At 31.3% G+C, this 26,364-nt stretch carries 22 protein-coding genes; 10 read left to right on the forward strand and 12 right to left on the reverse strand.

All coding sequences use genetic code 11. The annotated features are described in order from the left end of the window. Complete coding sequence (locus ACTPNM_RS07600; protein WP_440121220.1) at positions 1-2,637, reverse strand: DEAD/DEAH box helicase family protein; 2,637 nt, start codon at positions 2,635-2,637, stop codon at positions 1-3. 249 nt (positions 2,638-2,886) lie between these two features. On the opposite strand from ACTPNM_RS07600, the gene ACTPNM_RS07605 reads away from it, so the two are divergent. The 3 genes from ACTPNM_RS07605 to ACTPNM_RS07615 all read left to right on the forward strand — a co-directional run bounded on the left by ACTPNM_RS07605 (position 2,887) and on the right by ACTPNM_RS07615 (position 6,068). Next, on the forward strand, positions 2,887-4,194 hold the full coding sequence (locus ACTPNM_RS07605) for a dihydrolipoamide acetyltransferase family protein (RefSeq protein ID WP_440121221.1): 1,308 nt from the start codon (positions 2,887-2,889) through the stop codon (positions 4,192-4,194). A gap of 99 nt (positions 4,195-4,293) precedes the next feature. Beyond that, positions 4,294-5,034, forward strand: a complete 741-nt coding sequence (locus ACTPNM_RS07610) for a DUF6263 family protein (protein WP_440121222.1) — start codon at positions 4,294-4,296, stop codon at positions 5,032-5,034. Positions 5,035-5,246: 212 nt separating this feature from the next. Then, positions 5,247-6,068, forward strand: a complete 822-nt coding sequence (locus tag ACTPNM_RS07615) for a hypothetical protein (protein ID WP_274640087.1) — start codon at positions 5,247-5,249, stop codon at positions 6,066-6,068. Positions 6,069-6,098: 30 nt separating this feature from the next. Here ACTPNM_RS07615 and ACTPNM_RS07620 read toward each other — a convergent pair whose 3' ends face one another. Next, positions 6,099-6,776 (reverse strand): GNAT family N-acetyltransferase, encoded by a 678-nt coding sequence (locus ACTPNM_RS07620; protein ID WP_274640086.1) that lies wholly within the window; start codon positions 6,774-6,776, stop codon positions 6,099-6,101. Further along, the gene (locus ACTPNM_RS07625) at positions 6,769-7,656 is read right to left on the reverse strand and encodes a TIGR01777 family oxidoreductase (RefSeq protein ID WP_440121223.1); all 888 of its coding nucleotides are present in this window, start codon (positions 7,654-7,656) and stop codon (positions 6,769-6,771) included. Before ACTPNM_RS07625 ends, ACTPNM_RS07620 begins: the two co-directional genes overlap by 8 nt. Positions 7,657-7,848: 192 nt before the next feature. Here ACTPNM_RS07625 and ACTPNM_RS07630 point away from each other — a divergent pair, with 192 nt between their 5' ends. The 4 genes from ACTPNM_RS07630 to ACTPNM_RS07645 all read left to right on the forward strand — a co-directional run bounded on the left by ACTPNM_RS07630 (position 7,849) and on the right by ACTPNM_RS07645 (position 12,717). Continuing rightward, on the forward strand, positions 7,849-8,499 hold the full coding sequence (locus ACTPNM_RS07630) for a DUF4331 family protein (RefSeq protein ID WP_440121224.1): 651 nt from the start codon (positions 7,849-7,851) through the stop codon (positions 8,497-8,499). Positions 8,500-8,527: 28 nt separating this feature from the next. Then, entirely contained in the window at positions 8,528-9,088 is a 561-nt protein-coding gene (locus ACTPNM_RS07635; RefSeq protein WP_440121225.1) for a DUF4331 family protein, read from the forward strand. 89 nt (positions 9,089-9,177) lie between these two features. Continuing rightward, positions 9,178-10,473 carry a tetratricopeptide repeat protein gene (locus ACTPNM_RS07640; RefSeq protein ID WP_440121226.1) on the forward strand — a complete coding sequence of 432 codons (1,296 nt, stop codon included), beginning with the start codon at positions 9,178-9,180 and terminating at the stop codon, positions 10,471-10,473. A 15-nt stretch (positions 10,474-10,488) separates the two neighbouring features. Beyond that, on the forward strand, positions 10,489-12,717 hold the full coding sequence (locus ACTPNM_RS07645) for a TonB-dependent receptor (protein WP_440121227.1): 2,229 nt from the start codon (positions 10,489-10,491) through the stop codon (positions 12,715-12,717). Positions 12,718-12,828: 111 nt separating this feature from the next. On the opposite strand, the gene ACTPNM_RS07650 is transcribed toward ACTPNM_RS07645, so the two are convergent. The 6 genes from ACTPNM_RS07650 to ACTPNM_RS07675 all read right to left on the reverse strand — a co-directional run bounded on the left by ACTPNM_RS07650 (position 12,829) and on the right by ACTPNM_RS07675 (position 19,389). Then, complete coding sequence (locus tag ACTPNM_RS07650; RefSeq protein ID WP_440121228.1) at positions 12,829-13,626, reverse strand: anti-sigma factor; 798 nt, start codon at positions 13,624-13,626, stop codon at positions 12,829-12,831. Next, positions 13,626-14,153 carry an RNA polymerase sigma factor gene (locus ACTPNM_RS07655; protein WP_099213755.1) on the reverse strand — a complete coding sequence of 176 codons (528 nt, stop codon included), beginning with the start codon at positions 14,151-14,153 and terminating at the stop codon, positions 13,626-13,628. The genes ACTPNM_RS07650 and ACTPNM_RS07655 overlap by 1 nt, the downstream gene beginning before the upstream one ends. A gap of 167 nt (positions 14,154-14,320) precedes the next feature. Next, positions 14,321-16,861 carry a zinc-dependent metalloprotease gene (locus ACTPNM_RS07660; protein ID WP_440121229.1) on the reverse strand — a complete coding sequence of 847 codons (2,541 nt, stop codon included), beginning with the start codon at positions 16,859-16,861 and terminating at the stop codon, positions 14,321-14,323. Positions 16,862-17,002: 141 nt separating this feature from the next. Next, complete coding sequence (locus ACTPNM_RS07665; protein WP_440121230.1) at positions 17,003-17,569, reverse strand: YdeI/OmpD-associated family protein; 567 nt, start codon at positions 17,567-17,569, stop codon at positions 17,003-17,005. A gap of 3 nt (positions 17,570-17,572) precedes the next feature. Continuing rightward, positions 17,573-18,901, reverse strand: coding sequence for a M28 family peptidase (locus tag ACTPNM_RS07670; RefSeq protein WP_440121231.1), 1,329 nt, complete (start codon positions 18,899-18,901; stop codon positions 17,573-17,575). Between the two features lie 104 nt (positions 18,902-19,005). Beyond that, positions 19,006-19,389, reverse strand: a complete 384-nt coding sequence (locus ACTPNM_RS07675) for a DUF6249 domain-containing protein (protein ID WP_440121232.1) — start codon at positions 19,387-19,389, stop codon at positions 19,006-19,008. Positions 19,390-19,553: 164 nt separating this feature from the next. On the opposite strand from ACTPNM_RS07675, the gene ACTPNM_RS07680 reads away from it, so the two are divergent. Further along, a complete protein-coding gene (locus ACTPNM_RS07680; protein ID WP_440122826.1) occupies positions 19,554-20,111 on the forward strand; it encodes an RNA polymerase sigma factor in 558 nt (185 codons plus the stop codon). Then, a complete protein-coding gene (locus tag ACTPNM_RS07685) occupies positions 20,098-20,508 on the forward strand; it encodes a hypothetical protein (protein WP_440121233.1) in 411 nt (136 codons plus the stop codon). The genes ACTPNM_RS07680 and ACTPNM_RS07685 overlap by 14 nt, the downstream gene beginning before the upstream one ends. A gap of 57 nt (positions 20,509-20,565) precedes the next feature. Here the strand turns inward: ACTPNM_RS07685 and ACTPNM_RS07690 are convergent, their stop codons facing one another. The 3 genes from ACTPNM_RS07690 to htpG all read right to left on the reverse strand — a co-directional run bounded on the left by ACTPNM_RS07690 (position 20,566) and on the right by htpG (position 25,082). Beyond that, on the reverse strand, positions 20,566-22,380 hold the full coding sequence (locus ACTPNM_RS07690; protein WP_440121234.1) for a DUF885 domain-containing protein: 1,815 nt from the start codon (positions 22,378-22,380) through the stop codon (positions 20,566-20,568). Positions 22,381-22,437: 57 nt separating this feature from the next. Further along, positions 22,438-23,049: an SGNH/GDSL hydrolase family protein gene (locus ACTPNM_RS07695; protein ID WP_440121235.1), complete on the reverse strand. Its 612-nt coding sequence runs from the start codon at positions 23,047-23,049 to the stop codon at positions 22,438-22,440. Between the two features lie 122 nt (positions 23,050-23,171). Next, complete coding sequence (gene htpG, locus ACTPNM_RS07700) at positions 23,172-25,082, reverse strand: molecular chaperone HtpG (protein ID WP_440121236.1); 1,911 nt, start codon at positions 25,080-25,082, stop codon at positions 23,172-23,174. Positions 25,083-25,246: 164 nt separating this feature from the next. Here htpG and ACTPNM_RS07705 point away from each other — a divergent pair, with 164 nt between their 5' ends. Beyond that, positions 25,247-26,257 (forward strand): 3-oxoacyl-ACP synthase III family protein, encoded by a 1,011-nt coding sequence (locus tag ACTPNM_RS07705; RefSeq protein ID WP_440121237.1) that lies wholly within the window; start codon positions 25,247-25,249, stop codon positions 26,255-26,257. The last annotated feature ends 107 nt before the right edge of the window (positions 26,258-26,364 follow it).

Raw genomic sequence — 26,364 nt, forward strand, 5'->3', positions numbered from 1 at the left:
CTATTTCCAAACAACATTTTTCTTAGTAAGTTCACTATTCACATTATGAATATGGAAAAGACGTGCCTTTAGTAACAGTTTTCTTCCATCCAAAGTTCGTGTGTATACTAACTTAGATTTACCAAGATGTTTGTTCCAGTGAGATTGAAAAACTTGACATTCTTTTTTGCGAACACCAAAAATTTCAGGAACAGGAAAGAAATTATTTAATTTTAATTTTCTGCGGAACCAACTCGTTTTTATCAGTAAATATTTGGGGTTATCGATAGGTTGTAACAACTCATCCAAAGCCTTTATGAATAGTGTACTTTCATACCTGTTTGCTCCGTGAATAGTACAAGAAACATTTCCTTTAGCTAATAATTGAGTTTGAACTTGTATATCGTTTAATGGTGTTGTTAAAAGGTTTAGCTCATAAAGAGATTCCAAAATAGCCAATGCGATTTTATCTGTTTTTTTATGAATCAATCCGAAGTATACATACAATTGAACAGACTTATAAATTTTATAACCAAAAGTTAGTCCTAAGGCAGAAGACAAAGCAAATAGGAAGTAAATAATTCCCTTTTGTAATAAAATATTAAAGTTTTTGATGATAAATTCAGGAAGAAAAAAGGATAAACCAATAATAATTTCACCAATCGTGTATTTTACAATATCTTGATAATACAACTTTTTCTGTTTAGGATATTGTTTATTCTTTTCATTAAAAAAGGTAAGTTCTTTAATAATTCCTTTTCCATTGCTAATGGCATTTGTCCATCGTTGAGAAATTAAATTTCTGTTTTTAGAAAGCTCTAAAGTCTTTTCATTTTGTTGTTGAATATCTTCATCAATAAAATTAGCAGGAAGCTGCAGACGTTCAATTCCGCTAGTTATAACAGCTTTTTTACCATTGGAAATACCTAAGAAAGCATTAAAACGACGAGTAAGAATTTCAAAGTCTCGTCCTCCAAACTCATCCGAAGTATCAATACAAGCCAAATGCCAAATTAAACCAACTTTATCTGGGTTTTTACTATCTACTCGAATTGCACGACCACGCATTTGATTTGAAGTAACAAATGAGCCTACAACAGAAGCCAAAATTAAGCTATTGATGGATGGGGCGTCCCAACCTTCACCTAATAACGATTTTGTACCCACTAAAATTTTGACATGTCCGAATTCAAAAAGCTGAGTAATGGCTTCAACAATACTATGTTTAGATGAATTTTTAGTTGTAAGAATTACAAACTCGGTATCCGATTTTAAAGGAGTGTAATTGTAGTTATCAATAGCATCAACCAAACCAAGTTTAGCAATATTACTACTATGAATAATTACTAAACTACCTGTAAGAACAGCTAAACTATTTTTGTTTTTAGTAGTTGTTCTAATATGATGAAAAATAGGAATAACTCCTAGTTTTTTAATTTCTTTTATTTCAGGTAAAGAACAGTTTATGTATTCTTTTCTAATATAATCTGATAAAATAACACAACGTAAATCGTCTTGTAAATTTTGTTGTTCTTGTTGAACAATAGTTGTAATACTTTTTAATTTACTAGGACTATTACTGAGTGATTTATACAAAAGTTCATTTCCTACTAAATTGACTTTGTTTTTACTAAAAACTGCCAATTTTCGAAGTTTTTTTTCTAAAAAATCTAAATAAACTTCATTTTCAATAAGATTTTCACGATCAGTTACCAATAAGTGTTGAAACAAAATTTGAATCCATTCATTTGTAATTGAAGGAAAATCAATCTCTTCATCTTTATCAAAACCTAATACACGCAGTTTTTCAAAAGGAATCCTTTCTTCTGCTTCGTGTAAGAAGATTAATATAGAAGAAAAGAAATCAGAATACTTGTAGAGTTCTTCTAAGTTTTCCTCTGTTTTAGCATAAAACCTATGCTGTTTTAGAAAAGAAGTAAACTCTTTATCTTTTAAAATGTCAGTAACAAATTGAGAAATTTTCAGTCTAAAATCAGTAATAAAATTAATTTCTTTGTCTTCAGGTTTGGAAAGAAAAACTAAATCTTGATGCGGACAAAGATTTTGCTCTTTCACTAAATCAGGAACTACAATTTCATCATCAATCTCTCCACACAGCTTAAAATACTTTTGAATTTCAGCATTATCACTATCGTAAGGTGGAGTGGCGGTTAAAGCCACTACGGTTTGCATGTGTTGCTCTTTCAAATCATACAAACATTTCCACCAAGCGTTTTTTAAGTGATGAGCTTCATCTAATAGTAAAACTTCTATTTGATGTTTTTTAAAGAAATTATAATATGCTTCCTTAGTATCAAAAGACTTATAGAAACTGTGTAAAGCCTGATATGTAGAAAAAGTAATATCAGAAGGTTGTTTAATATCAAATGAAATCTGGGAAAAATTACAATCGGTAGTAAAAAAGTTTTGTAAACGATCTTCCCACTGGTTTCTAATGGTTAAAGTGGGAGCTAGAATCAATGTTTTTTTACCTATTCTTTTAACAATTTCTATTCCTAAAATTGTTTTTCCAGAACCAGGGGGCGCAACTATATGAAAATGATCGTCCTGTATATGAGCTGAAAAATTTTGAAGCACTTTTGCTTGATAAGGTCTCCAGTCAAATAAGAAGTTAAGTTTGGTAATAGCTTCGTTCAACAATTTTTAATTAGGTTAAGGAGTTCAAAAATAGAATTTTGAGCGAACAAACAAAAGTTTAATTAGATATTAAATTATTCGTAATGATATTTGTTTTTTATAAAGATAACAATAATCTATTTGTTGTTTTTTATAGTTGAATTGAGGATAATTTAATCAGTAAAGAGGAAAACAAAAATATTTAACGGATAAAATCATGAAAAAATCGTTGCTTTTTAGTAACTTCGCAAGCGTTTAAAATTATACACTATGGCTAGATACGAATTGAAGTTGCCTAAAATGGGCGAAAGCGTTGCAGAAGCAACAATAACTTCTTGGGTAAAAGAAGTTGGAGAAACTATTGATATAGATGATACCGTTGTTGAAGTAGCTACAGATAAAGTAGATAGTGAAGTACCTAGTGAAGTAGAAGGAACCTTAGTTGAAATCTTATTTGAAAAAGATGCTGTTGTGCAAGTAGGTGAAACTATTGCAATTATAGAAACAGAAGGAGAAGAGGGAGCTACAGTAGATGCACCTAAGAAAGAAGAGGTTAAACCAGAAACTGTTGCAGCAGTAGAAAAAACAGTTGAAGTAGCTAAAGAGACAGTAGCTACTACGATTGATACTTCATCAAGTGATCGTTTTTACTCACCATTAGTAAAAAGTATTGCACAAACAGAAGGAATATCAGTTGAAGAGTTAGAAACTATAAAAGGAACTGGTAAAGAAGGAAGAGTTACTAAAAATGATATTTTATCATATTTAGATAATAGAGGAAATCAACCAACAGTTGCAGCGCCAGCTTCAACAGAGAAAAAATCGGCACCTCAATCAGCACCAGCACCAACTCCAGTTTCATTAAGTGGTAAAGATGAAATTATAGAAATGAGTCGTATGGGGAAATTAATCTCTAAACACATGGTCGATTCTATTCAAACATCAGCTCACGTACAGTCATTTATTGAAATTGATGTAACAAATATTGTTAATTGGAGAAATAAGGTTAAAAATGCTTTCCAACAAAGAGAAGGAGAGAAGTTAACATTTACACCAATATTTATGCAAGCTGTAGCTTCTACAATTAAGAAGCACCCAATGATAAACATTTCTGTTGATGGTGATAAAATCATTAAAAGAGGAAATGTAAACTTAGGAATGGCAGCAGCTTTGCCTGACGGAAATTTAATTGTACCAGTAATCAAAAATGCTGATATGTTAAATTTAGTTGGTATGACTAAGCAAGTAAACGATTTAGCAGGTAGAGCTCGTGCTAATAAATTAAAACCAGACGAAATTCAAGGAGGAACTTATACAGTAACGAATGTTGGTAGTTTTGGAAGTATTACAGGTACACCAATAATTAACCAACCTCAAGTTGCAATTTTAGCTTTAGGAGCGATTGTTAAAAAACCAGCTGTTATTGAAACTCCAGAAGGAGATTTTATAGGAATACGTCATAAAATGATTGTATCACATTCTTATGATCATAGAGTGGTAAATGGAGCTTTAGGAGGTATGTTTATTAAAACATTAAAAGAAATTTTAGAATCTTGGGATGTAAATCAAGATTTTTAAAAAGCGATATAACATTTTAAAAGGCTTAGGTATTCACCTAAGCCTTTTTTATTTTTAACTATATTAGCTACTTTAACTACTAATAGAAATCAAAAAAGGATGAAAAAAATTTTAATAGCACTTTTGTTAGGTGTAACAATGGTGAGTACTGCACAAGAAAAAGTGTTACTTCGTTTAAACTATGAGAAAGGACAAAAGTACACTATGGATATGAAAATGGCTCAAGTTATAGGTACTGGAATAATGACAAATAATATGCATATTCAAATGAAATATAATATAACAGGTGTTTCAGGCGATACATATGAAAGTAGTTCTAAAATTACCAAAATGGTAATGGATATGAAGCAAGGAGCAGTGAATATATCATATGACTCATCTAAAAAGGATGAAGAATTAGATGAGACAGGAAAAATGATGAAGTCTAAAATGCAGCCTATGTTATCAGCTACAATTATGACTAAAGGTGATAACCTAGGAAATATCTTAGAAACAAAGGTTGAGCCTAGTAATATTCAAGGGGCAAAAGATATTACAAAACAATCTAGTAGTGTAATTTACCCTAAAGAGGCAGTTGCTGTAGGAGATACTTGGACAAAAACTAAGAATGACGGAGCAATGAACTTCAGCTTTACCTATAAAGTAAAATCAATATCTTCTAAAAATGTTTTAATAGATATTTCAGGAAAAGTTACGGGAGCAGCTGATGGAGATATTACAGGAGCGATGGATATAGATAGAGGTTCTGGTATGCCTTTAGAGTCAAACATAAATATGACAATGAAGATTCAAGGGCAAGATGCAACAACTAATATGACAGCTAAGTTTACTAAAGGTTAAAAACATATTAATCATATACTTACTTGAAAGCTCAGAATTTATTCTGAGCTTTTTTTATGATAAATACAGTTAAAACACTTATTCATAATGTGTTATAATTTGTTAATTTTGTAAAACTCTCATTATACTTCTCACAAAGGGGCTAGTTTATAATTTATTTCTTAAGCAAACCCATAATTACATTTTTCAATCATAACTAAAACTTAACTATTATGAAAACAGTTAAACTTAAGCTATTAATGGGATTTCTATTACTTATGGTTATTCCATCAACCATCTTTTCGCAAGAAGAGAATCAACGTCCTGAGTATATAACTGTCACAACGGGGCACTGGAACTTAAACTATGAAAATTTTGATAAAGGAGAATGGATTGCTGTAGAAAAAGAGTTTTTAGATAAAGTTGTAAAAAAGAATGAGTTTATCTTAAGGTCGTTTGTGTTTTTACATCGCTTTACACCAGATAATACAGAGATAATTTTTGTAACCACGTATTCTTCTTGGGATAATATAGATAAAGCTTATAAAAGAAGTGGTGAGTTAGCAAAAGAGGCTTGGCCAGACAAAGATGAAAGAGCTGCATATTTTAAGAAAAAGGATGCTTATTACACACATCATCATTCAGATGAAATTTATGCACCAATTGGAGGAGCAAAGATGTTACAACCTTCAAACAAAGAAATGATTTGGTTAGTGGTAAAAGGGCATTTTGCATTTCCAGAAGATGGCTCAATGAAAGAATTTGATGAATTATCAAAACAATATTTAGATAATGTTATTCAAAAAAATGAATTTATAAAAGGATTTTATCAACACGGACACGCATGGGGGTCTGACAGAACAGAGTATACCAGGGCTTATGTAATAGAGTCAATGGGAGATTTAGATAAAATGGGAAAAAGAAGTAATGAGCTTTATAGAGAACATTGGTCTGACGAAGCAAAAAGAAAAGAGTTTGGAAAGAAAATGAGTAAGTATTTTACAGGTAAACATGGTGATTATATTTATACATCAGTACCAGAACTAACCAAATAAAAAGAAAAGAGCTCAGGAATTTCTGAGCTCTTATTTTTTATGAAAAAACCACCAATTCATATCTCTTGTTAGTTTATACCCCAGTTTTTCATAAAGCTGTATTGCAGGGTTTCCTTTGTTGGTATGCAAAATAGGATGTTTCTCATCTTTTAAAATTTCTTTAGTAACATGTTGAGAAAGTTGTTTAGCTAATCCTTTTCTGGTATGCTCAGGGTGAGTGACTACAGCACTAAGTTCAATAAAATTGTCAGTTTGCATGCGTTGTCCAGTTACAGCAACAAGTTTATTATTCTTAAAAATTCCAAAATACTTTCCCATATCAAATGTTCTTTTTCTGTAATAACCAGGCATTACTAACCATACTAGGTTATAAATTTCATCAACATGTTTTTCAGTTAATGGTATAATCTCTTCGGTAATGTCAACATCTGTTATGTTTTCTAAAACCATTTGACAGCCATCAATCTTTTTGTACAGAAGAATTTTGTCTTTGTCGTAAGTAGGAGTTTTATTTTCAGAAACCAAAAAGAATTGATCTGTAAGTTTTGAATATTCATTCAGCGCATCTGTAGTTTTTGAAGCATCAGTAAAAGCACCGAAAGGACAAACTGTAGGATTATAAAATTTCACACCATCATAATTAACAGCAAATTTTTCATGTGTTTCACACAACGAATGCCAAACAGGATTTTCAAGCTTATTATTCATTATAAATATTAGTTAAAGCAGTTTTTAAGGTTGGAAAAATAAAAGTATAATTACTATTTGTTTTTTTTGAAGAAACTCTACTTCCTTTTAATAAGATATAAGCCATTTCTCCTAAAGCAGTTTTTAAAATAAACGAAGGAGCGTTCATTGGAAGCACTGGTTTATTAATGCTTTTTCCAAGTAATTTTGTAAAACTTTCGTTGGTTTGATGTTCAGGAGCAACAGCGTTAAAAATACCATTAAAGTCTTTGTCTTCTATTGCTTTTGAATAGAGTTCACATAAATCATCAATATGAATCCAAGGCATATATTGTTTACCTTTTCCTAAGGCAGATAAAAATAAAGGAGTATTCATTTTTTGTAAAGCCCCTCCATTTTTTGAAAGAACGACACCAGTTCGTAAAATGGTTACAGGAATATCTATTTGTTCAAATTGAAGAGCAGCATTCTCCCATTTCACACAAATTTTAGAGATAAAATCATTTTCAGGTCTATCTTTTTCTGTAAATATTTTGTCAGAAGTAACAGCTCCATAATATCCTATACCAGAAGCAGAAATAAATTTTTCAAGAGGTACTTGGTATTCTTGTACTTTATTGAACAGTAAATTAGCTGTTTTTACACGGCTATCTATCAATTCTTTCTTTCTTTCATTAGTCCATCGTTTATCTGCTATACCTGCTCCAGCTAAGTGAATAATATGGCTAACATTGTTAAAAGCATCCTTATCAATAAAACTTTCTTTTACATTCCAGCGAAACTCATTGTTCTTTTTAGGTGTTCGGGTAAGAATGTTTACCACATGCCCTTTACTAGTTAATTTTTTGGTTAACTCTTTTCCAATCAATCCTGTTCCGCCTGTAATTAATATTGTAGCCATAGTACTCAAAAATAAACATTCATTTTTAAAGAAATGAATAGATAAAAGAAGAGTATAAAAAAAATCATCTGTAATCCCTTTAAAATAGGAGGGTTTCATGTTTTTATAAAAAAAAGTTAAAAAATAAAAACCGTCATTGCTATTTTCTCGTAAGTATGGTTGAATGAGTAATTAACTTTAAAATTTACAACCATGAAAAAAATGAAATTAATTATTGGAGCCGGTGCTTTAGCATTAATAGGTTTAGTCTTATTAGCAGCCGATCACATTGATGCTCCAGACGTAACAGGAGGCTCAAGTGATATTACAGACTTTTATGCTTTCCAAGGAGAAAATACAAGCAATCTTGTTTTTGTAGCAAATATTCAAGGATTATTAAGTCCTTCAGCAACAGCATCAGCAAGTTTTGATGAAAATGTATTGATTGAATTTAATATCGATAACAATGATGACAAAGTTGAAGATTTAGTAATTCAAGCAATTCCAAGAGATGGAAAAATGTACTTTTTTGGTCCATACAATCCATCAACTACAGGTTTAACTAGTACGTTACCACAAGATGGATCAGAGTATGGGGTTTCTATAACTCCTTATGGATCTAGTGCCATAGTTGGTAGTAAAGGAGGAATGCAATTTTTTGCAGGACCTAGAGATGATCCTTTCTTTATGGATTTTGCTCAATACGGTGAAATTATTGCAGGAAATGCAGGTGGTTTTAATGATCCAGGAGCAGATACTTTTGCAGGTACTAATGTATTATCAGTAGTAGTAGAGGTACCAAAATCTATGATTGGAGGCTCAGGTACTATTAATACTTGGGTAGAAACTAAAACGAAGCAGTAAAAAACAATCAACTTTAAAATTCAAAGACATGAAACTTAACAATATAAAAATCTTAGCAATTTCAATCCTATCAATTTTTGCCTTAGCAAGTTGTAGTGATGATGATAATAACATACCACCAATGGCTTCTATTGACTTCTCGGGAAGTTACATGCAAAAAGACCAAATGGGTAGACCAGCAGTGAATACTGTTTTTGTAAATAGTGATATGAAAGATGCGTTTAATGTAACAATACCGTCTGAGCAAGGAGCAAATTTTGCAGCAATGTTTGAAATGAATTTAAAAGCGTTAAGCCCTGCATATGCAAATGATGGTGATACGAATGCATTAGGTTTAGACGCTGCAACTTTTGCAAGTGTTTTAGCTACCGATGTATTAACCGTTTCATTAGATGGTACAACAACTTTTTACGATGGAACTAATGTATTAACAGGTAGAGCATTAGCAGATGATGTTATTACCGTTGAACTATTATTGATTTTTGGAGGAGAAGATTTTTCTGAGAACCCAACATTGTCAAATGATAACGTAGATGCAAATGATAAAGAATTTTCAAGTTCTTTTCCATATTTGGCAAGTCCTTGGTAGAACGGGATGACTAAACCTCCTGGGGTTAAAATTGGTTGCTTTTTAGCAACCAATTTTTAAATAAACTATTAACTAAAAATCCTTCTAAAATGAAAACTGTTAAAATAATTATATGTGCTATTTTAAGTAGTAGTATATTGAGTTGTACAACTTCAAAAACAACAAAAGTAGCTAATCAAGAAGAGTATAATAAGTATATAAAAAATACAATAACTACTTCAGAATCGTTAGCACAAAAAGAACTAGACTTTTGGCAGAAAAAACTAAACAATCAGCCAACGCAATATCCATATTTAACTAAAATAGCAAAGGCTAATACATTACTTTTCTCAGAAAAAGGAAATATTTCTTATTTGATAGAAGCGGAAAAAAAGCTGTTAAAAATCAATCAAAAAACAAATTATAACAAAGCTTCACATTTACGATCATTAGCAAGAAACTATATCTCTCAACATCGATTTAAAGAATCATTAGAATTACTAAAAAAAGCTGAGGTAAATGGAGAAAACCTAAATGCTACTCAAAAAATGCTGTTTGATGTTTATTTAGAGTTAGGAGAACCTCATAAAGCTTCAGAGTACTTAGCTGAAATTGAAAACTATGCTGACTTTGATTATTTAATAAGAGTATCTAAATGGCATGATTATAAAGGAGATTTGTCTTCAGCAATTCGATTTATGGAAAAGGCCATGAAAAAAGCAGAAGAAGCTAGTAATAAAGATTTAAAAGCATGGAGTTATACCAATTTAGCTGACTTTTATGGACATAATGGTCAAATAAAGGATTCTTATAATTTATACTTGAAAGCATTAGAACTAGATAATAGTAATGCGTATGCAAAAAAAGGTATTGCTTGGATTGTATATTCTCATGATAAAAATGCAGATGAAGCATTACGAATTTTAGATATTATAAGTAACGAACACTCTTCTCCAGATTACTATTTGTTAAAGGCAGAAATAGCCGAGTTTAAGAATAATTTAACAATGAAAGAAAGTAATATAGAGGTATATTTATCGGCTGTAAAAAATAGCTCATATGGTGTAATGTATAATCAGCATCTAGCTAAATTATATTTAGAAGAACTTAATGACACATCTAGTGCATTATCATACATCGAAAAAGAAATTGAGAGTAGGCCTACACCACAGTCTTACGATTTACTAGCTTGGTATTATTACAAAAATAAAGAGTTTAAAAAAGCTTTAGAAGTAATTAACACACATGTAGTAGATAAAACTTTCGAGCCCGAAATACAGTATCATATAGCTGAAATTTACAAAGCAAATGGAATTAATGATAAAGCTATGGCTTTAAAAGATGAGTTGTTAGAAAGCTCTTTTGAATTAGGTCCGTTGATGACAGAAAAAATTTTAAGTATATAATTAAACCCCAGTATTTTGAAAGCAAAGATTTTATTTTTAGCATTACTGCTAGGTAGTTACCATGTATTTTCACAAGAATTTAAAGGAAAGGTATTTAATACCAATAAAAAGCCTTTAGAGAATGTATATGTATATAATACTACCAGTAATAGCCACACACATACGAAAGTTAATGGAGAATTTATCTTAGATAATTCAAAAGTAGGAGATATTATTGAATTCGGAATTTTAGGATATAAAAAAATCAACTTAGAATTAGGTAGTGACGATCTAAACTCTCCAAAAACAATTATTTTAGAAATGAAAAGTTTTTTGTTAGATGAAATGGTATTGTCTAATAAAAGAGATCCATTACAAACAATTGTTAGAGTTGATTTAGATAAAAAACCAGTAAACTCATCTCAACAAATTTTACAACGAGTACCGGGGCTTTTTATAGGTCAACATGCTGGAGGAGGAAAATCTGAACAAATATTTTTAAGAGGTTTTGATATTGATCATGGTACTGATATAGCGTTGTCGGTTGACGGAACACCTGTAAATATGGTTTCTCATGCTCATGGGCAAGGATATAGTGATTTACACTTTATAATTCCTGAAACCATTGAAAAAATTAACTTCGGAAAAGGTCCTTATTATGCTAGTAAGGGAGACTTTAATACAGCTGGGTATGTAGATTTTAAAACAAAAACATATTTAGAAAACAGTAGAGTAGAAGTAGGTATTGGTCAATTCAATACTTTTAGAACATTAGGTATGTTTAATTTGTTAGATAAAAACAGTACAGATAATGCTTATGTTGCTATCGAGTATTTAGAAACAGATGGTTTTGTAGAATCTCCACAAAATTTTAGTCGAATTAATATTTTTACGAAGTATAGAACCTTTTTAAAAGATAATAGTAGTTTATCAGTATCAGCTTCGCATTTTACGAGTAAATGGGATGCTTCAGGGCAAATACCACAAAGAGAAGTAGACAATGGAAATATTACTCGTTTCGGTTCAATTGATGATACTGAAGGAGGAACAACTTCACGAACAAATATAAATTTAGAACACTCAAAAGTTTTAAAGAATGATGTTAGTGTAACTTCAAACGTTTTCTATTCAAATTATAATTTCAATTTATTTTCAAACTTTACTTTCTACTTAGAAGACCCTGTAAACGGAGATCAAATAAAGCAAACTGAAAACAGAGATGTTTTCGGGTTTAACACACAGTTTAAAAAGAAAACACAATTATCAAATACACCTGTAGAGTTAACTATTGGAACAGGTTTACGTGCCGATATTGTAGATAACTTAGAGTTATCGCATACACTTCAAAGAAAAGAAGTTTTAGATCGAATTCAATTAGGAAAGGTAAATCAAACGAATTATTACGCTTTTGCAAATAGTGAATTTGAGTTTGGAAAGTTTATGGTAGCTCCAGCATTACGTTTAGATTATTTAAAATTTAACTACAATGATTACTTATTAGATGAGTACAAAACATTTTCTAAATCACAAGTAGTAGTAAATCCTAAAATAAATGTAACCTATACTCCAAATGCTAAAATTCAATGGTTTTTAAAATCAGGAATAGGTTTTCATTCAAACGATACTAGGGTAGTGGCTACACAACCTAATAGGAAAACATTACCAAGAGCTTATGGTGTTGATTTAGGAACTGTTTGGAAGCCTACTTCAAAAATAGCTATAAATACAGCATTATGGTATTTACTTTCAGAAGATGAATTAGTATATGTTGGAGATGCAGGTATTGTAGAACCTTCAGGAGAAGCACAACGTTATGGTATCGATTTAGGTCTTAGATATCAATTAACAGATTGGTTATACTTTGATAGTGACGCTACTTTTACAAAAGCGGAAAGTGTTGACGGTCCGTCTGGAGAAAACAATATTCCGTTAGCTCCTAAAGTGACTGTAACAGGAGGATTATCTGTAAATAATTATAAGAACTTTTCAGGAGGGGTAAATTACAGATATATAGGTGATAGACCTGCAAATGAAGATAATTCAATAGTAGCAAAAGGTTATTTTGTTACTGATGCAAATATTAGTTATAAAATAAATAACATAACACTAGGCGTATCGTTAGAAAATATTTTTGACGTAGCTTGGAATGAAACACAGTTTGCTACAGAATCAAGGTTGCAAAATGAGCCAAACCCAGTAGAGGAAATTCACTTTACACCAGGAACTCCGTTTTCTGCAAAAGCTACAATACGATATTCTTTTTAAAATAACGATAGTCCGGGGGGACTTGATAAGTTGTCATTTTTTTAGAAGGATTAATGGCAACAAAAATATAGCCGCTTAAAGCGGCTATATTAATTTATAAGTAATTATTATTTATACTGCACCTAGAGTATATAATTGTTCTAAAGTAGGTGTTTCGCTTCCACCTGCAGGTTCTAAAGTAATACCGAAAGCTTGTGAATCATTAGGATTATTAATAGTAAATATTTTACTATCACTAGCTGTAAAGTTATCTATAGTTCCTAAACTAGTTGGAGATAATGGATCAAGTTTTAAAGACCATACTTGGTATACCTTTCCTTCTGGTGGATCAGGTAAACCTTGAACATCTAAGTAAATATTTTTAGAGTTTTTATTCCAGTATACTTTTGCATATGCCTCAGGAGATACTTTTTGCCCCTGCAGTGGAACAGTAACTATCTCTTTACTTCTTATTACTGCTAAAAGTTTTTTGTTTTCGGCTAAATCGGTATTTGTTTTGTCTAACTGAATTTCATATTGCTCTTTAGCCTCGTTAATAGTGTCTATTTGACCTTGTAAATTAGCACTCTTATTTAAAGATAAAATTAAGGAACTACCAACAACTAAGGCAGCAGCCCATCCAGTATAAGTTACCCAATTATTTTTTGATGTTCGTAAAGGAATTGTCTTTGCTGAATCTTCTTTTTCTTGTAACATTTTTATTAAAACGTCTTTAAAAGAATTTTTAGCATCTTTAGGAGCAACGTGAGAAGTAAGAATAGAAATAGACTTTTCAATCTCTTTTACTTCTTCTAAAATCTCAGGATGTTCCATCATCAAACCATATACTTGCTCGTTTTCTTTATCAGAAAGAGCGCCAGCTATGTATAGTTCTAATATTCCAGATTCTATGTGTTTATTTGTAGCCATTATTTTAGCATAAGTCTTAATTCGTTAATACAATTTCGGCTTCTAGTTTTTACAGTACCAAGAGGCATTTTTAAACTTTCAGAAACTTCTTTTTGTGTAAAGCCTTTAAAGTAAAGAAGCTCTATAACCTTAATACAAGTATCTTTTAACTTGTTTACAAAGTTTTTTATACCAATTGCATCAGTTTTAGAGTCTAAACTGTCGTGGTTCTCTAATATATCTACGAAAATTTCGGCATCAAGGTTTTTAGAACTGTTCTTAAAATTTTTAGATCTTGTTTTATCAATAGCAGCATTTCTAGCAATATTGATAATCCATGTGAAAAAACGTCCTTTTTTTTCAGAATATGTGCTTGCATTATTCCAAGCTTTTATAAAAACATCTTGTGTTATTTCTTCGGCTATTGTTTGGTCTCTAACAATATTGTAAACTACTCCAGTAACGCTTTGTTTGTACATTTCGTAGAGGCTTTCAAAAGCCTTTACATCTTTGTTTTTAAAATTTTTAACGAGGGATTCTAGTTGCATATAGTTAATTGATTGGAGTACAAAATACTAAAAATCATTTAGAATCTAATGATATATCTTTTCTATTAGGTTTATAGCTTTGGAATTAAAAGTTATAGACTTATAATGAAAAAGAAACCCCATCATTACAAAATGATGGGGTTGTGTTAAATTATTAATACTATTTATTACTTTACGTCTTTAAGATTATTATTAATTAACAGTTTTAATTGATTTTTATGAGCTTTAGTGGCAATATTTCCAACACCATTACTTACCCATGATTTAATTCTGTTTAAGTTGTATAAAGCCATAGCTTTAGAGGCATTTGTATATTTACTTTTACCATTAACCATTTTTAATAACATCTTAGTATACTCAGTTTGTAAGTTCTGACGGAAAGAATTTATATTGGTATTTACATCAGCTCTAAAAATTGCGTTATTAAGATCTGTCATAAAAGTAGACAGTTTATATTGGTTTCCATATAATTCAGAATCAGAAATTCTTTGTAAAGTATTTCTATGTAAAATATGGTTTAAGACCCTTTTTTGGTAACTTAAAACTTGCGCGTGGATTTTTGGATCTTCTGGACCTGAGAAAAAGTTATAGCCACGTCTTTGTCTGGCTAGATAATTATACAAATCTTTAGGTGCTTTAAAAGCATTAGGAGCAAAAACATAAGTTTTTAAAGCTTCCATAGCTCTTTTTTGATCAGCTAAACTAACTGGAGTGTAAGGTTTTGTAGCTCCTTCTTGACCAGATACAGCTCTGTCTACATAAACACCACCTATAAACCTAGAAATTACATCACCAGCTCTAGCAGCTTGACCATTTAAGATATAATAAGCATTTCTAAGTTCTTCATAGGTTTCTCCATCTTTTGAAAAACGTTGTTTAATGTTTTTCATCATATTGTTAGCTAACTTAATTCTGTCAACAGAATACTTTATTTGATCGTTTGATAAGTCACCTGTCATAACACGAGGGTCAATTGCTTTACCAGGAGAACGCATATCATCAGCATCGTTACCAAAAATTAATTCTGGTTTTGTTGATTGTGATAATAAAGCATCTATTTCAGCTCTATTTTTAAAAGGAGTATAACCAAATTGAATAGCCCAAATATCATAAGGTCCTACAGCAGTATCGTAATATTGACCTTGTTTACTTCTATCAAGAGTTAGGTTAATAGCAGCATAATCCATTACAGAACCAGTTAAACATTTTCCTTTTATAAAATCAGCATCAGCTAATTGTTCAGGTGAAAATAACTGACTTGCTTTCATATTGTGATTTAAACCTAATGTATGACCAACTTCGTGCATGATTAATGATTTCATAGCTTCTCTTTTCATGCCTTCCATTTCTAAATCAGATGCACCTGTCGCTGCTAATACTGTTTTACCAAACATTGTGTTTTCATGCATCAAGTGACCAGCTGAACAATACATATGGTTATTTTCATTGTTTAAAATAGCACGAGTCTCTTCTTCTGAAGATGCTTTTGAAACATCACCAAAAATTTTATTATATATCACACGATTGGTAAAGTGAACATATTCAAGCATGATATCTGCTCCTAAGATTTCTCCTGTTTTCGGGTTAACAAAACTTGGTCCGTAACCACCAAAAGGAGGGTTAGGAGAAGAAGTCCATCGTAATACGTTGTAACGAACATCACCAGCATCCCATGTAGCATCATCTGGTTGAACTTTTACAACCATAGCATTTTTAAACCCTGCTTTCTCGAAAGCTTCGTTCCAAGCTAAAACACCTTCTTTTATAGTTTCAATAAACTCTTTAGGTGTTGAGTTTTCAATCCACCAAGTAATTGGTTTTACAGGTTCTGAAATGGCTAACTCAGGATTTTTCTTTACAAGTTTCCAACGATGTATAAAATCTCTATAATTTACTGTACTTGTAGAGGTCATGTCGTTAGTATTGGTTAGGAAATAACCTACTCTAGGGTCATCCATCCTAGCTTGATAGTTATCTTCAGGAAGATTCATAAACGTATGGAAAACCTTTATAGAAACATATCTACCATCTTTAATAGCATTAGATCCTTGGTTTAAAACTGAAGGATTGTTATATACATATTCAGTTTTAATATTAGTGTTTTCCGGATAGTTCTTTATGGTATTTATTTTTGACTTTTTCTTGTCAAACCTACCTAGCTTGAAAGTAAAAGGTGAGCTTTTAGGAAAGTTTGGAGCTTTAATTCTAGTAAAAGCTTCAGAAATAAATAAAGGATTAGCATCTATTAAATACTCTCCTTTTTTTTCATCAGAAGCTAAAATTTTAGTACTTGCCATTATAGCATCACTAATATTTGCTTTTGCTGATTTAGAGATCGCATTATTTTTATCGAAATAAAAAGAAGTGTTTGGAGCTACAAATTCAATATTATTAAAGTGCTTTTTTATATTGAAAATACTAGAACCTCTATAAGAACCTCTAAATGCACGAGCTTCTGTAACACCATCAGCTATTTGCGAGAAATAGATAAAATCTTTGTCTAGTTGATCTTTTTTCAATAATAACTTAACGTCTCCAGTAACAGTATCTTGGAAGATGGTAAATAAACCGTCTAATTTTTTACTGCTTTTAGTTAAGCTCTTAATTGTTTTCTTAGGTTTCTTTTTTTTAGGTTTGGAAGAAACTTCTGTTTTAGCTTTGTTCTTTCTCTTTTTCTTTTTTTGAGCATTTATGTCTTGAATGCCCATTATTGAAATTGTTAAAAAAAGTAAACAAACTAATTTTAATTGTTTTGTAAACATAATAAATTGTTTGAGTTGATAAATAAGGTTCCCAAATTACTTTTATTATTGTTTATTATTGTTAATTATATTATAAAATTTAACAGTTTATTTAGACTTTATGTTGGCCTCACACAAACGAATAATTTCATTAATTCGTTTTGTTCTTGTGGCTTCTCTTTTAGCCTGGTGTATCCAATACAAATAACTTTTACGATAAGATGGAGCAAAGTTTTGAAAGTTGTTAAAAGCAGTTGGATTTTTATCAAACTCAATTTGTAGGTCTTCAGGAACAATTAATTTTTCTACAGGGTCTAAAGCATTCCAAGAACCATTTTTTTTAGCAATTTCAACAGAAGCAATTCCGGATGGATGCATTAATTCGGAAGCAGTTAGTTCTTCAATATATTTTTTATTGAGTGCACTCCAAACACTTTTAGGTTTTCTAGGACAGAAATATTGCCTCCTTTTTCCATCTCCTAAACTTTTTACAGTGCTATCAATCCAACCAAAGCATAAAGCAACTTTTACGGCTTCTTCCCATCGCATACTAGGCATGTCAACATCAATTTTGTATAAAATTAAATGAACACCATCACTTTCATTATGGTTGTCTAATAACCAAGCTCGCCATTCAATATGAGTTTTAAAATATAGATGAGGCTTATTATCCATTAATTAACGTATAATTTTTGAAGGGAATGAAACTATACTTTCATGTCCATTTTTACCAACAGTACTTACTCCGAAGAAGTAATTATCTAAAACAATTCCGTCTAAAGTAAACTCAGTAGTATTTTCCACATATTTAAAGTTATCCCAAGTAGGAGAAGTAGTTTCTCTCCAGTAGATTTTATATCCTTTAGCACCATCAACTTTATCCCATTGAAGTTTGGCAGAAGCTTCAACAATACCACCAATTCCTACATTTTTAGGAGAAGGTGGTGCAGCAGCAATACTCGCTAAGTTAATAGCGTTCACAGCGGTTAATTTTTTAGCGTAATCGAAGTTTACAAATTTAAGTCTATCACCATATTCAATACCGTTTTCTGTTCTAATATCTTGGTGTTGTTGCGTATAATTCTCATGAGCTTCCATAATTCGAATACCAGCAAAACCAGCATCGTTAAAAGGTCTATGATGTCCGCCACGACCAAACCTGTCTAAACGATAAATCATTTTCGGATTCATTTCTGGTATATACGTTTTGGTAGTTTTGTATATATAACGTGCTAGCTGACGTGAAATTCCATCGACTTCACCACCATAAAAACGACGTGCTTTTCGTTGGCGTTCTGTTTCTGTTGGAGGAACAGGCTCAGAAAAGATTCTAAACGTACGATTATCAATTACGCCGTCAACACCTTTAATATTTCCTATCATGTCATTATTCATTACACCAATAATGTTCCAGTTTTTTTCTTTAGCATATGTAGCTAGTCCTTTTCCGCCAAATAGACCTTGTTCTTCACCAGACAATCCAACATAAATAATACTGTTTTCAAAGTTGTAATTACTTAAAACACGAGCAGCTTCAATTGTTCCTGCCATTCCGGAAGCATTATCATTAGCTCCAGGAGCATCATCGGTATAATTATTAGGGTCAGAAATTCTTGAGTCAATATCACCACTCATTACAATGTAATTGTTAGGATATTTTGTTCCTTTTTGAATAGCAACAACATTAACGACCCAAACATCTTTGGTGATTCTACTATTGGTTCCTTTTTTTACAAAGTCTTTTTGGTAAAATACCTCTAAACAGTTGTTGCAATCAGAAGATATTTTATCAAACTCAGATTTAATCCAACGACGTGCCGCTCCAATTCCACGAGTATTTGAAATAGTATCGCTTAGTGTATGACGTGTTCCGAAATTTGTTAGAGTAGTAATATCAGTTTTGATCCTATCTGCTGAAACAGCATTAATAATATCGTATATTTTAGTGTCGGTTTGCGCTGATATTGTTGTAGAAATTAGTAAGAATAGTACTGTAAATTTTCTCATGTTAAGGAATTTAGCTTACTAAATTACAAAACAAAAAAGAGAATAAAATTAGCATTATTCTCTTTTAACATATTTAGTAAAATAATTTATTATTTAAACAAACGTTATTTGTTGTCTAATTTTTTAGTTTGATTAAATCCAATTAATAAGGCTCCTCCGGCGCATAAAAAGATAGATGCAATAAAGAAAACTTCAGAATCAATGGCATCTGCTGGACGTGTTTCCCATGGACCATTATAACCAAAGAAAGAGCTCAAAATAGCACCTAATAAAACACCAACGCCAATTCCCATAGCTAATAAAGCTAAATTTAAGATAATTACTCTACCTGTTAAAGTTGAACGCTTTTTTTCTCCCTGCATAAAAATTTTGGCATCTACACCTTTTTCAATTAAAGCTAAACGTTCCTTATTTCTTGTTGAATAAAACAAGTAAAAGATTCCGAAGATTACTGCGAATAAGAACATAAATACAATTGCTACTTCCATATTTTTGAGTTTAAAATGATTATTTTTAATGTGTTTACAAGTATGACAGCTACATTTAAAAAAAGGTTACAGAATATTTTTAATTTTTTTAATGAATAGTTGTAACCTTTTTTAACTAAGTACAGTCATAGTATAAAACGACTATTATTAACGATCAAATTTATATAGATAAAACCCTTAAGGGAGATGCTAATGCTTATGCTTTTTTAGTTGAAAAGTATAAGGTAATGGTGTTTTCGTTGGCGTTAAAAATGGTAAAGAGTAGAGAAGAGGCTGAAGAAATATCACAAGATACTTTTATAAAAGCTTATAAGAATTTGAGCAAGTTTAAAGGAGAGTCGAAGTTTTCTACTTGGTTGTATAAAATAACATATAGAACTTGCTTAGATAGCTTAAAGAAGAATAAAGAAAGGTATAATACCGATATAATTGACGAGATTACAATTAATAGAATTAAATCTGCTGATAGTATTTTAGAAGGAATTGAACGAAAAGAACGAGCACAAGTAATTAATAAGTGTTTGTTAAGTTTACCTGAAGAAGAACGTACAATTTTATGGATGTTTTATTTTGAAGAATTAAGTTTGAAGGAAATAGTAGAAGTAACCGATTTTTCTGAAGCGAATGTTAAAGTAAAATTACATAGAGCTAGAAAGAGTTTACTGAGTATAGTAGAGAAAAAAGTAGAACCTGAATTGATTAATCATTATGGGAGAAAATAAAGATATTAAAGAGTTGGACGCTTTTACAAAAAAGTATATCAACGAAATAGAAGCAGAGACACCATCTATTGATTTTATAGCAAATATTATGGATGCGATTTTAAAAGAAGAGCAATCTTCTATTTATAAAGCAACACCATTAATATCCAAAAGAGTATGGTTTGTATTAGCGGGTATATTAGCTGTTAGTATTTTGTTTGTATCGAAAGGAGCTTCATCAAGTTGGCTTCAAATACCCGAGATAAAAATGGATTATTTATCGAATATTCAATTGCCAAATTTATTTGAAAATATCACAGTATCAAATTTAATGCTAAGTGCTTGCTTCTTTTTTACCGTAATGGTATTTGTACAAATCTATTATTTGAAAAACCATTTTACTAGAAACCTGAACTGATAAAAAAATCCGCTTTGAATTTTCAAAGCGGATTTTACTTTTAATAAAGTGATGATATTATTTTTGAGAAGCAATCCACTTGTCAATTTTGTTTTCTAATAACGCTAAAGGAATACATCCTGTTTCTAAAACCTGATTGTGGAATTCTTTAATGTCGAATTTATCACCTAACTCCTTTTTAGCCTTAGCACGTAATTCACGGATTTTTAATTGCCCTATTTTATATGATAACGCTTGCCCAGGGTTTGCCATATAACGCTCAATTTCAGAAATAATACTAGCTTCACCTTCAGCTTCATTATCTAATGAATATTGAATCGCTTTCTCACGGCTCCATCCTTTAGCATGTATTCCTGTGTCAACTACTAAACGAATTGCTCGGTGCATTTCCATCCCTAACATTCCAAAGTATTGATAAGGGTCTGTGTATAAACCTAACTCTTTACCTAAATTCTCAGTATATAATGCCCAACCTTCACCGTAGGCACTGTACCATAAGGTTTTTCTAAAGTCTGGTAACTCTTCGTTTTCTTGTGTTAAAGAAATTTGATAATGGTGACCAGGAATAGCTTCGTGTAAAAATAAAGCTTCATCAGAAAATACATTGTATTTAGTAGCATCAGGAATTGGGGTGTAGAAAACTCCAGGACGTGTCCCGTCTAATGAACCAGGGTTGTATTCAGCACTAGCAGAAGCTTCTCTGAATTTTTCAGTTTGTTTAACCACAAAAGGAGTTTTTGGTTTGTTACCAAATAGCTTTTCTAATTGTGGCTTCATTTTTTCGTGAATCGCATTAAAATTATCAATGATTTGTTGCGGTTCGGTGTACGGCATTAACTCCTTATTATTACGAACAAAATCAAAGAATTCTTTTAAGTCTCCTTCAAAACCAACTTGTTTTTTTACTTCTTCCATTTCTGATAAAATTCGAGCGACTTCTTTTAGTCCTAACTCATGAATTTCATCAGCAGTCATGTTGGTGGTTGTGTAGTTTTTGATAGCGTGTTGATAATATGCTGTTCCGTTTGGAATATCAGAAATACCACTACTTTCTCTACCAGCTGCTAAATAGTCATTCTTTAAAAATTCATGCATTGCTTTGAATGATGGTATTAATTTATCATTCAACATGTTGGTATAAGCTTCAGTTAAACGTGTTTTATCAGCATCAGAAAAATCAGCTGGTAAAGTGTTTATTGGAGAATAAAATAAATGCTCTGAAAAATCTGTAATTCCTTCAGGAGAAGTTTTTACAATTGTTAAGCTTTCAAACTGTGGAATTACTTTTTGGATTAATGATTTAGGCAATACATATCCTTTTTTGATTCCTTGCTGCATACGTTCTTTAGCCGATTGTAACCAAGTATTGTATTTGTCTAATCTGCTTAACCAATTGTCGTAATCTTCAACTGTTTTAAAAGGTTGTGCACTACTACCACTTGCCAATTGCCCCATGGTAAGGTTAATTGTCCACATTTGGTTGATTGGCATTAATAAGTCATTTTTATAACTAGCTTGCGCCAATGCCATATCACAGTCCCAAGCTAATACAGCTTTACTCATTTGTTGACTTTCGGTTAAGTCAGCGTCTTTAAAGCTGTTAAGTTTTTCTTTATAATTTTTGAAAAACTCATTGCTTTTTGCTTGATATTCATCAGATAAGGTATTTGGGAATTGGTCGTTAAAACGATTATCACCTGCAAAAGTTGCATTTACAGGATTCAATTGTAGCTTACCTTCGTTGTAATCTTTTAATAACTGATTGAATTCAGTATTTTCTGGAGTAGGAGTGCTTACTGCTTCCTTTTTTTCTTGCTTACAAGAAACTAGGAAAGTAGCTGTGGCCACTACAGTTAAGAGGATTTTCTTCATGGTTATATTTTTGAATGTGAACAAATATACCAAAAAGAAAAAGAGAGAATTAGATTGTTAATCGTGATTAGGTAAAATAACCTCTTTAACTATGTTAAATATTTTTTCATGTCCTTTTGCATTAGGATGAACACCATCGTAGGTAAGTAGTTCCTCTTTATCAAAGTCAAATTTGCTATGTACATCAACAAGATTAATGTTTTGTTTTTGTGCTATTGATAACAATATATCGTTGTATCTTAAAATGTCTTTTGGTGACCTTTTTTTAGTATTGTAATCGTTTTCTATGACTGGAAGTATATTGATTAAATATACCGTAGCATTGTGTTTTAAGGCATGGTCAATACACAAGTTGAGATTATCACGAAACTTTTCTATCGAAACAGCGTTTTTACCATTTAAAGAAGCTATATCATTGGCACCATAAGCTAAAGTAACAATATTGTTTCCGTCTTTTAAAAGTCTTGTGTTGAATTCATTTGCAAATCGTTTAATCAGACCTTCTGTTGTTTCTCCGCCAATTCCCATGTTAAAAACACAAATTTCATCTTTTCTATTTTTTAGAAAAAGTTCCATACAGTAAGCTTTCAAACGATCTGCCCAACCACCTTTTTCATTATCGTTTTCACCTCTGGTGATACTGTCTCCAAAACAAATAATATGTTCCATAGTTTTAAATTGATGTTATTTTCTAAGTGAAACGAAGCTAATAATTTTGTAGATAAACGAAAAAGAAAAACCTCTCTGTTTTCACAAAGAGGTTTTTTTAATTTATCTATGACGATTCGTCATTATTTAATTAATTCGTAAGAACGTTTGATAAAGTTGGTTAACTCTTCACCATGTAATAGGTTTTGAGATAATTTAGCTAAATCAAAAGCTTGCGAAACTAATTGTTTTTGCTTGTCTTCATCAGCATTTAAAATTTCTGATACTAACTCGTGGTTGGTATTAACTACCAAATTATACATTTCTGGCATGTTACCCATTCCCATCATTCCACCACCAGTAGCACTCATTTCTTTCATACGACGCATAAATTCTGGTACGGTAATTAAGAAAGGAGAAGCACTAGAATCCATAGCTTCTAATTGTACTGTGTAGCTAGAGTTGTTTACAGCGCCTTCGATAACTGGTTTTAATTTCTCTTTTTCTTCGTCAGAAAGTTTAGAAATTACAGTGTCGTCTTTCTTAATTAAATTATCAACATGGTCAGCGTCTACACGTTTAAACTGTACTTTGGCATCACCAGATTCAGTTTCTAACTTCTGCATTAAATGCGGAACAATAGGAGAATCTAATAATAATACTTCATACCCTTTAGCTTTAGCTTCTTCAATATAACTGTGTTGAGCATCTTTGTGTGCAGCATATAAAACAACGTGATTTCCGTCTTTATCTGTTTGAGTATCTTTAGTTTTTTCAACTAATTCATCAAACGTAAAGAATTTACCATCAACAGTTGGATATAAGGCAAACTTCTTTGCTTTATCAAAGAATTTTTCTTCTGATAACATTCCGTATTCAATAATAACTTTGATATCGTTCCATTTTTGTTCAAAGTCTTCACGGTTGTTTTTGAATAAAGAAGAAAGTTTATCTGCTACTTTTTTGGTAATATATCCAGAAATCTTTTTAACAGCTCCGTCTGCTTGTAAATATGAACGAGAAACATTTAAAGGAATATCCGGTGAGTCAATTACACCTTTTAACATTTGTAAGAAATCAGGAACAATTCCTTCTACATTATCCGTTACAAATACTTGGTTTTGGTATAATTGAATTTTGTCTTTTTGCATATCCAAATTCTGTGTCAACTTAGGGAAGTATAAAATTCCTGTTAAGTTGAATGGATAATCTACATTTAAATGAATATGGAATAAAGACTCTTCAAATTGCATTGGATATAACTCACGGTAGAAGTTTTTATAATCCTCATCTTCTAAATCTGCTGGCTTTTTAGTCCATGCAGGTTCTGTATTATTGATGATATCATCTACTTCAATTTGTTTGTGAGGTTCTGTTACTTCTTTACCATCTTCGTCTTTGGTAGTTTGAGGAGTGAAGTCAGGATCGTTTATTTTCTTGGTTCCAAACTTAATTGGTACTTGGTTAAAACGATTGTACTTAGTTAGTAATCCACGAATTTTACCTTCTTCTAAAAACTCTGTAGAATCTTCAGCAATATGTAATACAATTTCTGTACCTCTGTCAGCTTTGTCATGTTCAACTAAAGTATATTCAGGAGAACCATCACAAATCCAGTGAGCAGCAGGTTCATTTTTGAACGATTTGGTAAAGATTTCTACTTTATCAGCAACCATAAATGCAGAGTAGAAACCTAATCCGAAATGACCAATAACGCCCGTTTCGTTTTTATCATCTTTATACTTTTCTAAGAACTCTTCAGCTCCAGAAAAGGCAATTTGATTAATATATTTTTCAACCTCATCCATTGTCATACCAATACCTTGGTCTTTTATAGTTAAGGTTTTTGCTTCTTTATCAATACTAATTTCAATTTTAGCATCACCTAATTCAGTTTTTGCTTCACCAATTGAAATAAGGTGTTTTAATTTAGTAGTAGCATCTGTTCCGTTAGAAATTAACTCACGTAAGAAGATTTCGTGATCAGAATACAAGAATTTTTTAATCAGTGGAAATATATTTTCTACCGATACATTAATGTTTCCTTTACTCATAAGTATATATTTTTAATTGATATTATTTTCTGTTGAATGAATAGTCAAAAAAAATACCAAATAAAAAATAGTGACAAGATGACACTTTTTGTACGAATTATATAAAATTCATACTTTTACAGGCTTTTAATTTGTTAACAACAGAATAATCAACATAAAAAAATATGTATAACTCAAAAATTACAGGATTAGGTTATTATGTTCCTGAGAACGTAGTGACTAACGATGACTTGACTCAGTTCATGGAGACGAGTGATGAATGGATTCAAGAAAGAACTGGTATTAAAGAACGTCGTTGGATTGATCCAAAAACATCTGATGATTCTACATCAGTTATGGGGGCAAAAGCAGCTAAAATAGCTATAGAGCGTGCTGGTTTAACAAAAGATGATATAGATTTTATTGTTTTTGCTACGTTGAGTCCTGAATTATATTTCCCTGGAGGAGGAGTACAAATTCAAGATTTGTTAGATATGCCTACTATTGGAGCATTAGATGTACGTAATCAATGTTCTGGGTTTATTTATGCAATGTCTGTTGCTGATCAGTTTATTAAGACTGGAATGTATAAGAATATCTTGGTAATTGGATCTGAAAATCACTCTGGAGGTTTAGAAAAATCTACTAGAGGTAGGGGAGTGACTGTAATTTTTGGTGATGGTGCAGGTGCAGCAGTTTTATCTCGTAGTGAAGAAGAGGGTAAAGGGATTTTATCTTCTCATTTACATTCGGAAGGAAAGCATGCTAAAGAATTGGCATTAATAGGACCATCAACAGGAAGATGGGTTGATACTATTATTGAAGAAAGCGACCCTGATGATACTTCATATTATCCATATATGAATGGACAATTTGTATTTAAACATGCAGTAGTTCGTTTTTCAGAAGCTATTATGGAAGGTTTAGAAGCTAACGGTTTGCAAAAAGAAGACATTGATATGTTAATTCCTCATCAAGCAAACTTACGTATTGCACAGTTTATTCAGAAGAAGTTCCAATTATCGGATGATAAAGTATATAATAATATTATGAAGTATGGCAATACTACTGCTGCTTCAGTTATCATAGCATTGACAGAGGCTTGGGAAAAAGGAAAAATCAATGAAGGTGATTTAGTAGTATTGGCTGCTTTTGGTAGTGGATTTACTTGGGGATCAGTAGTGATTCGTTGGTAGTTTTATTATACATATAAAACAAAAAACCCGAAGTTTTATGACTTCGGGTTTAGGTATTTTTATTAAAAATAGTTTTTGATTTTATAAGAACCATTTTTTGGTATTTA

It is taken from the genome of Tenacibaculum sp. Ill, assembly GCF_051938915.1.
GTDB classification, from domain to species: Bacteria; Bacteroidota; Bacteroidia; order Flavobacteriales; family Flavobacteriaceae; genus Polaribacter; species Polaribacter larymnensis.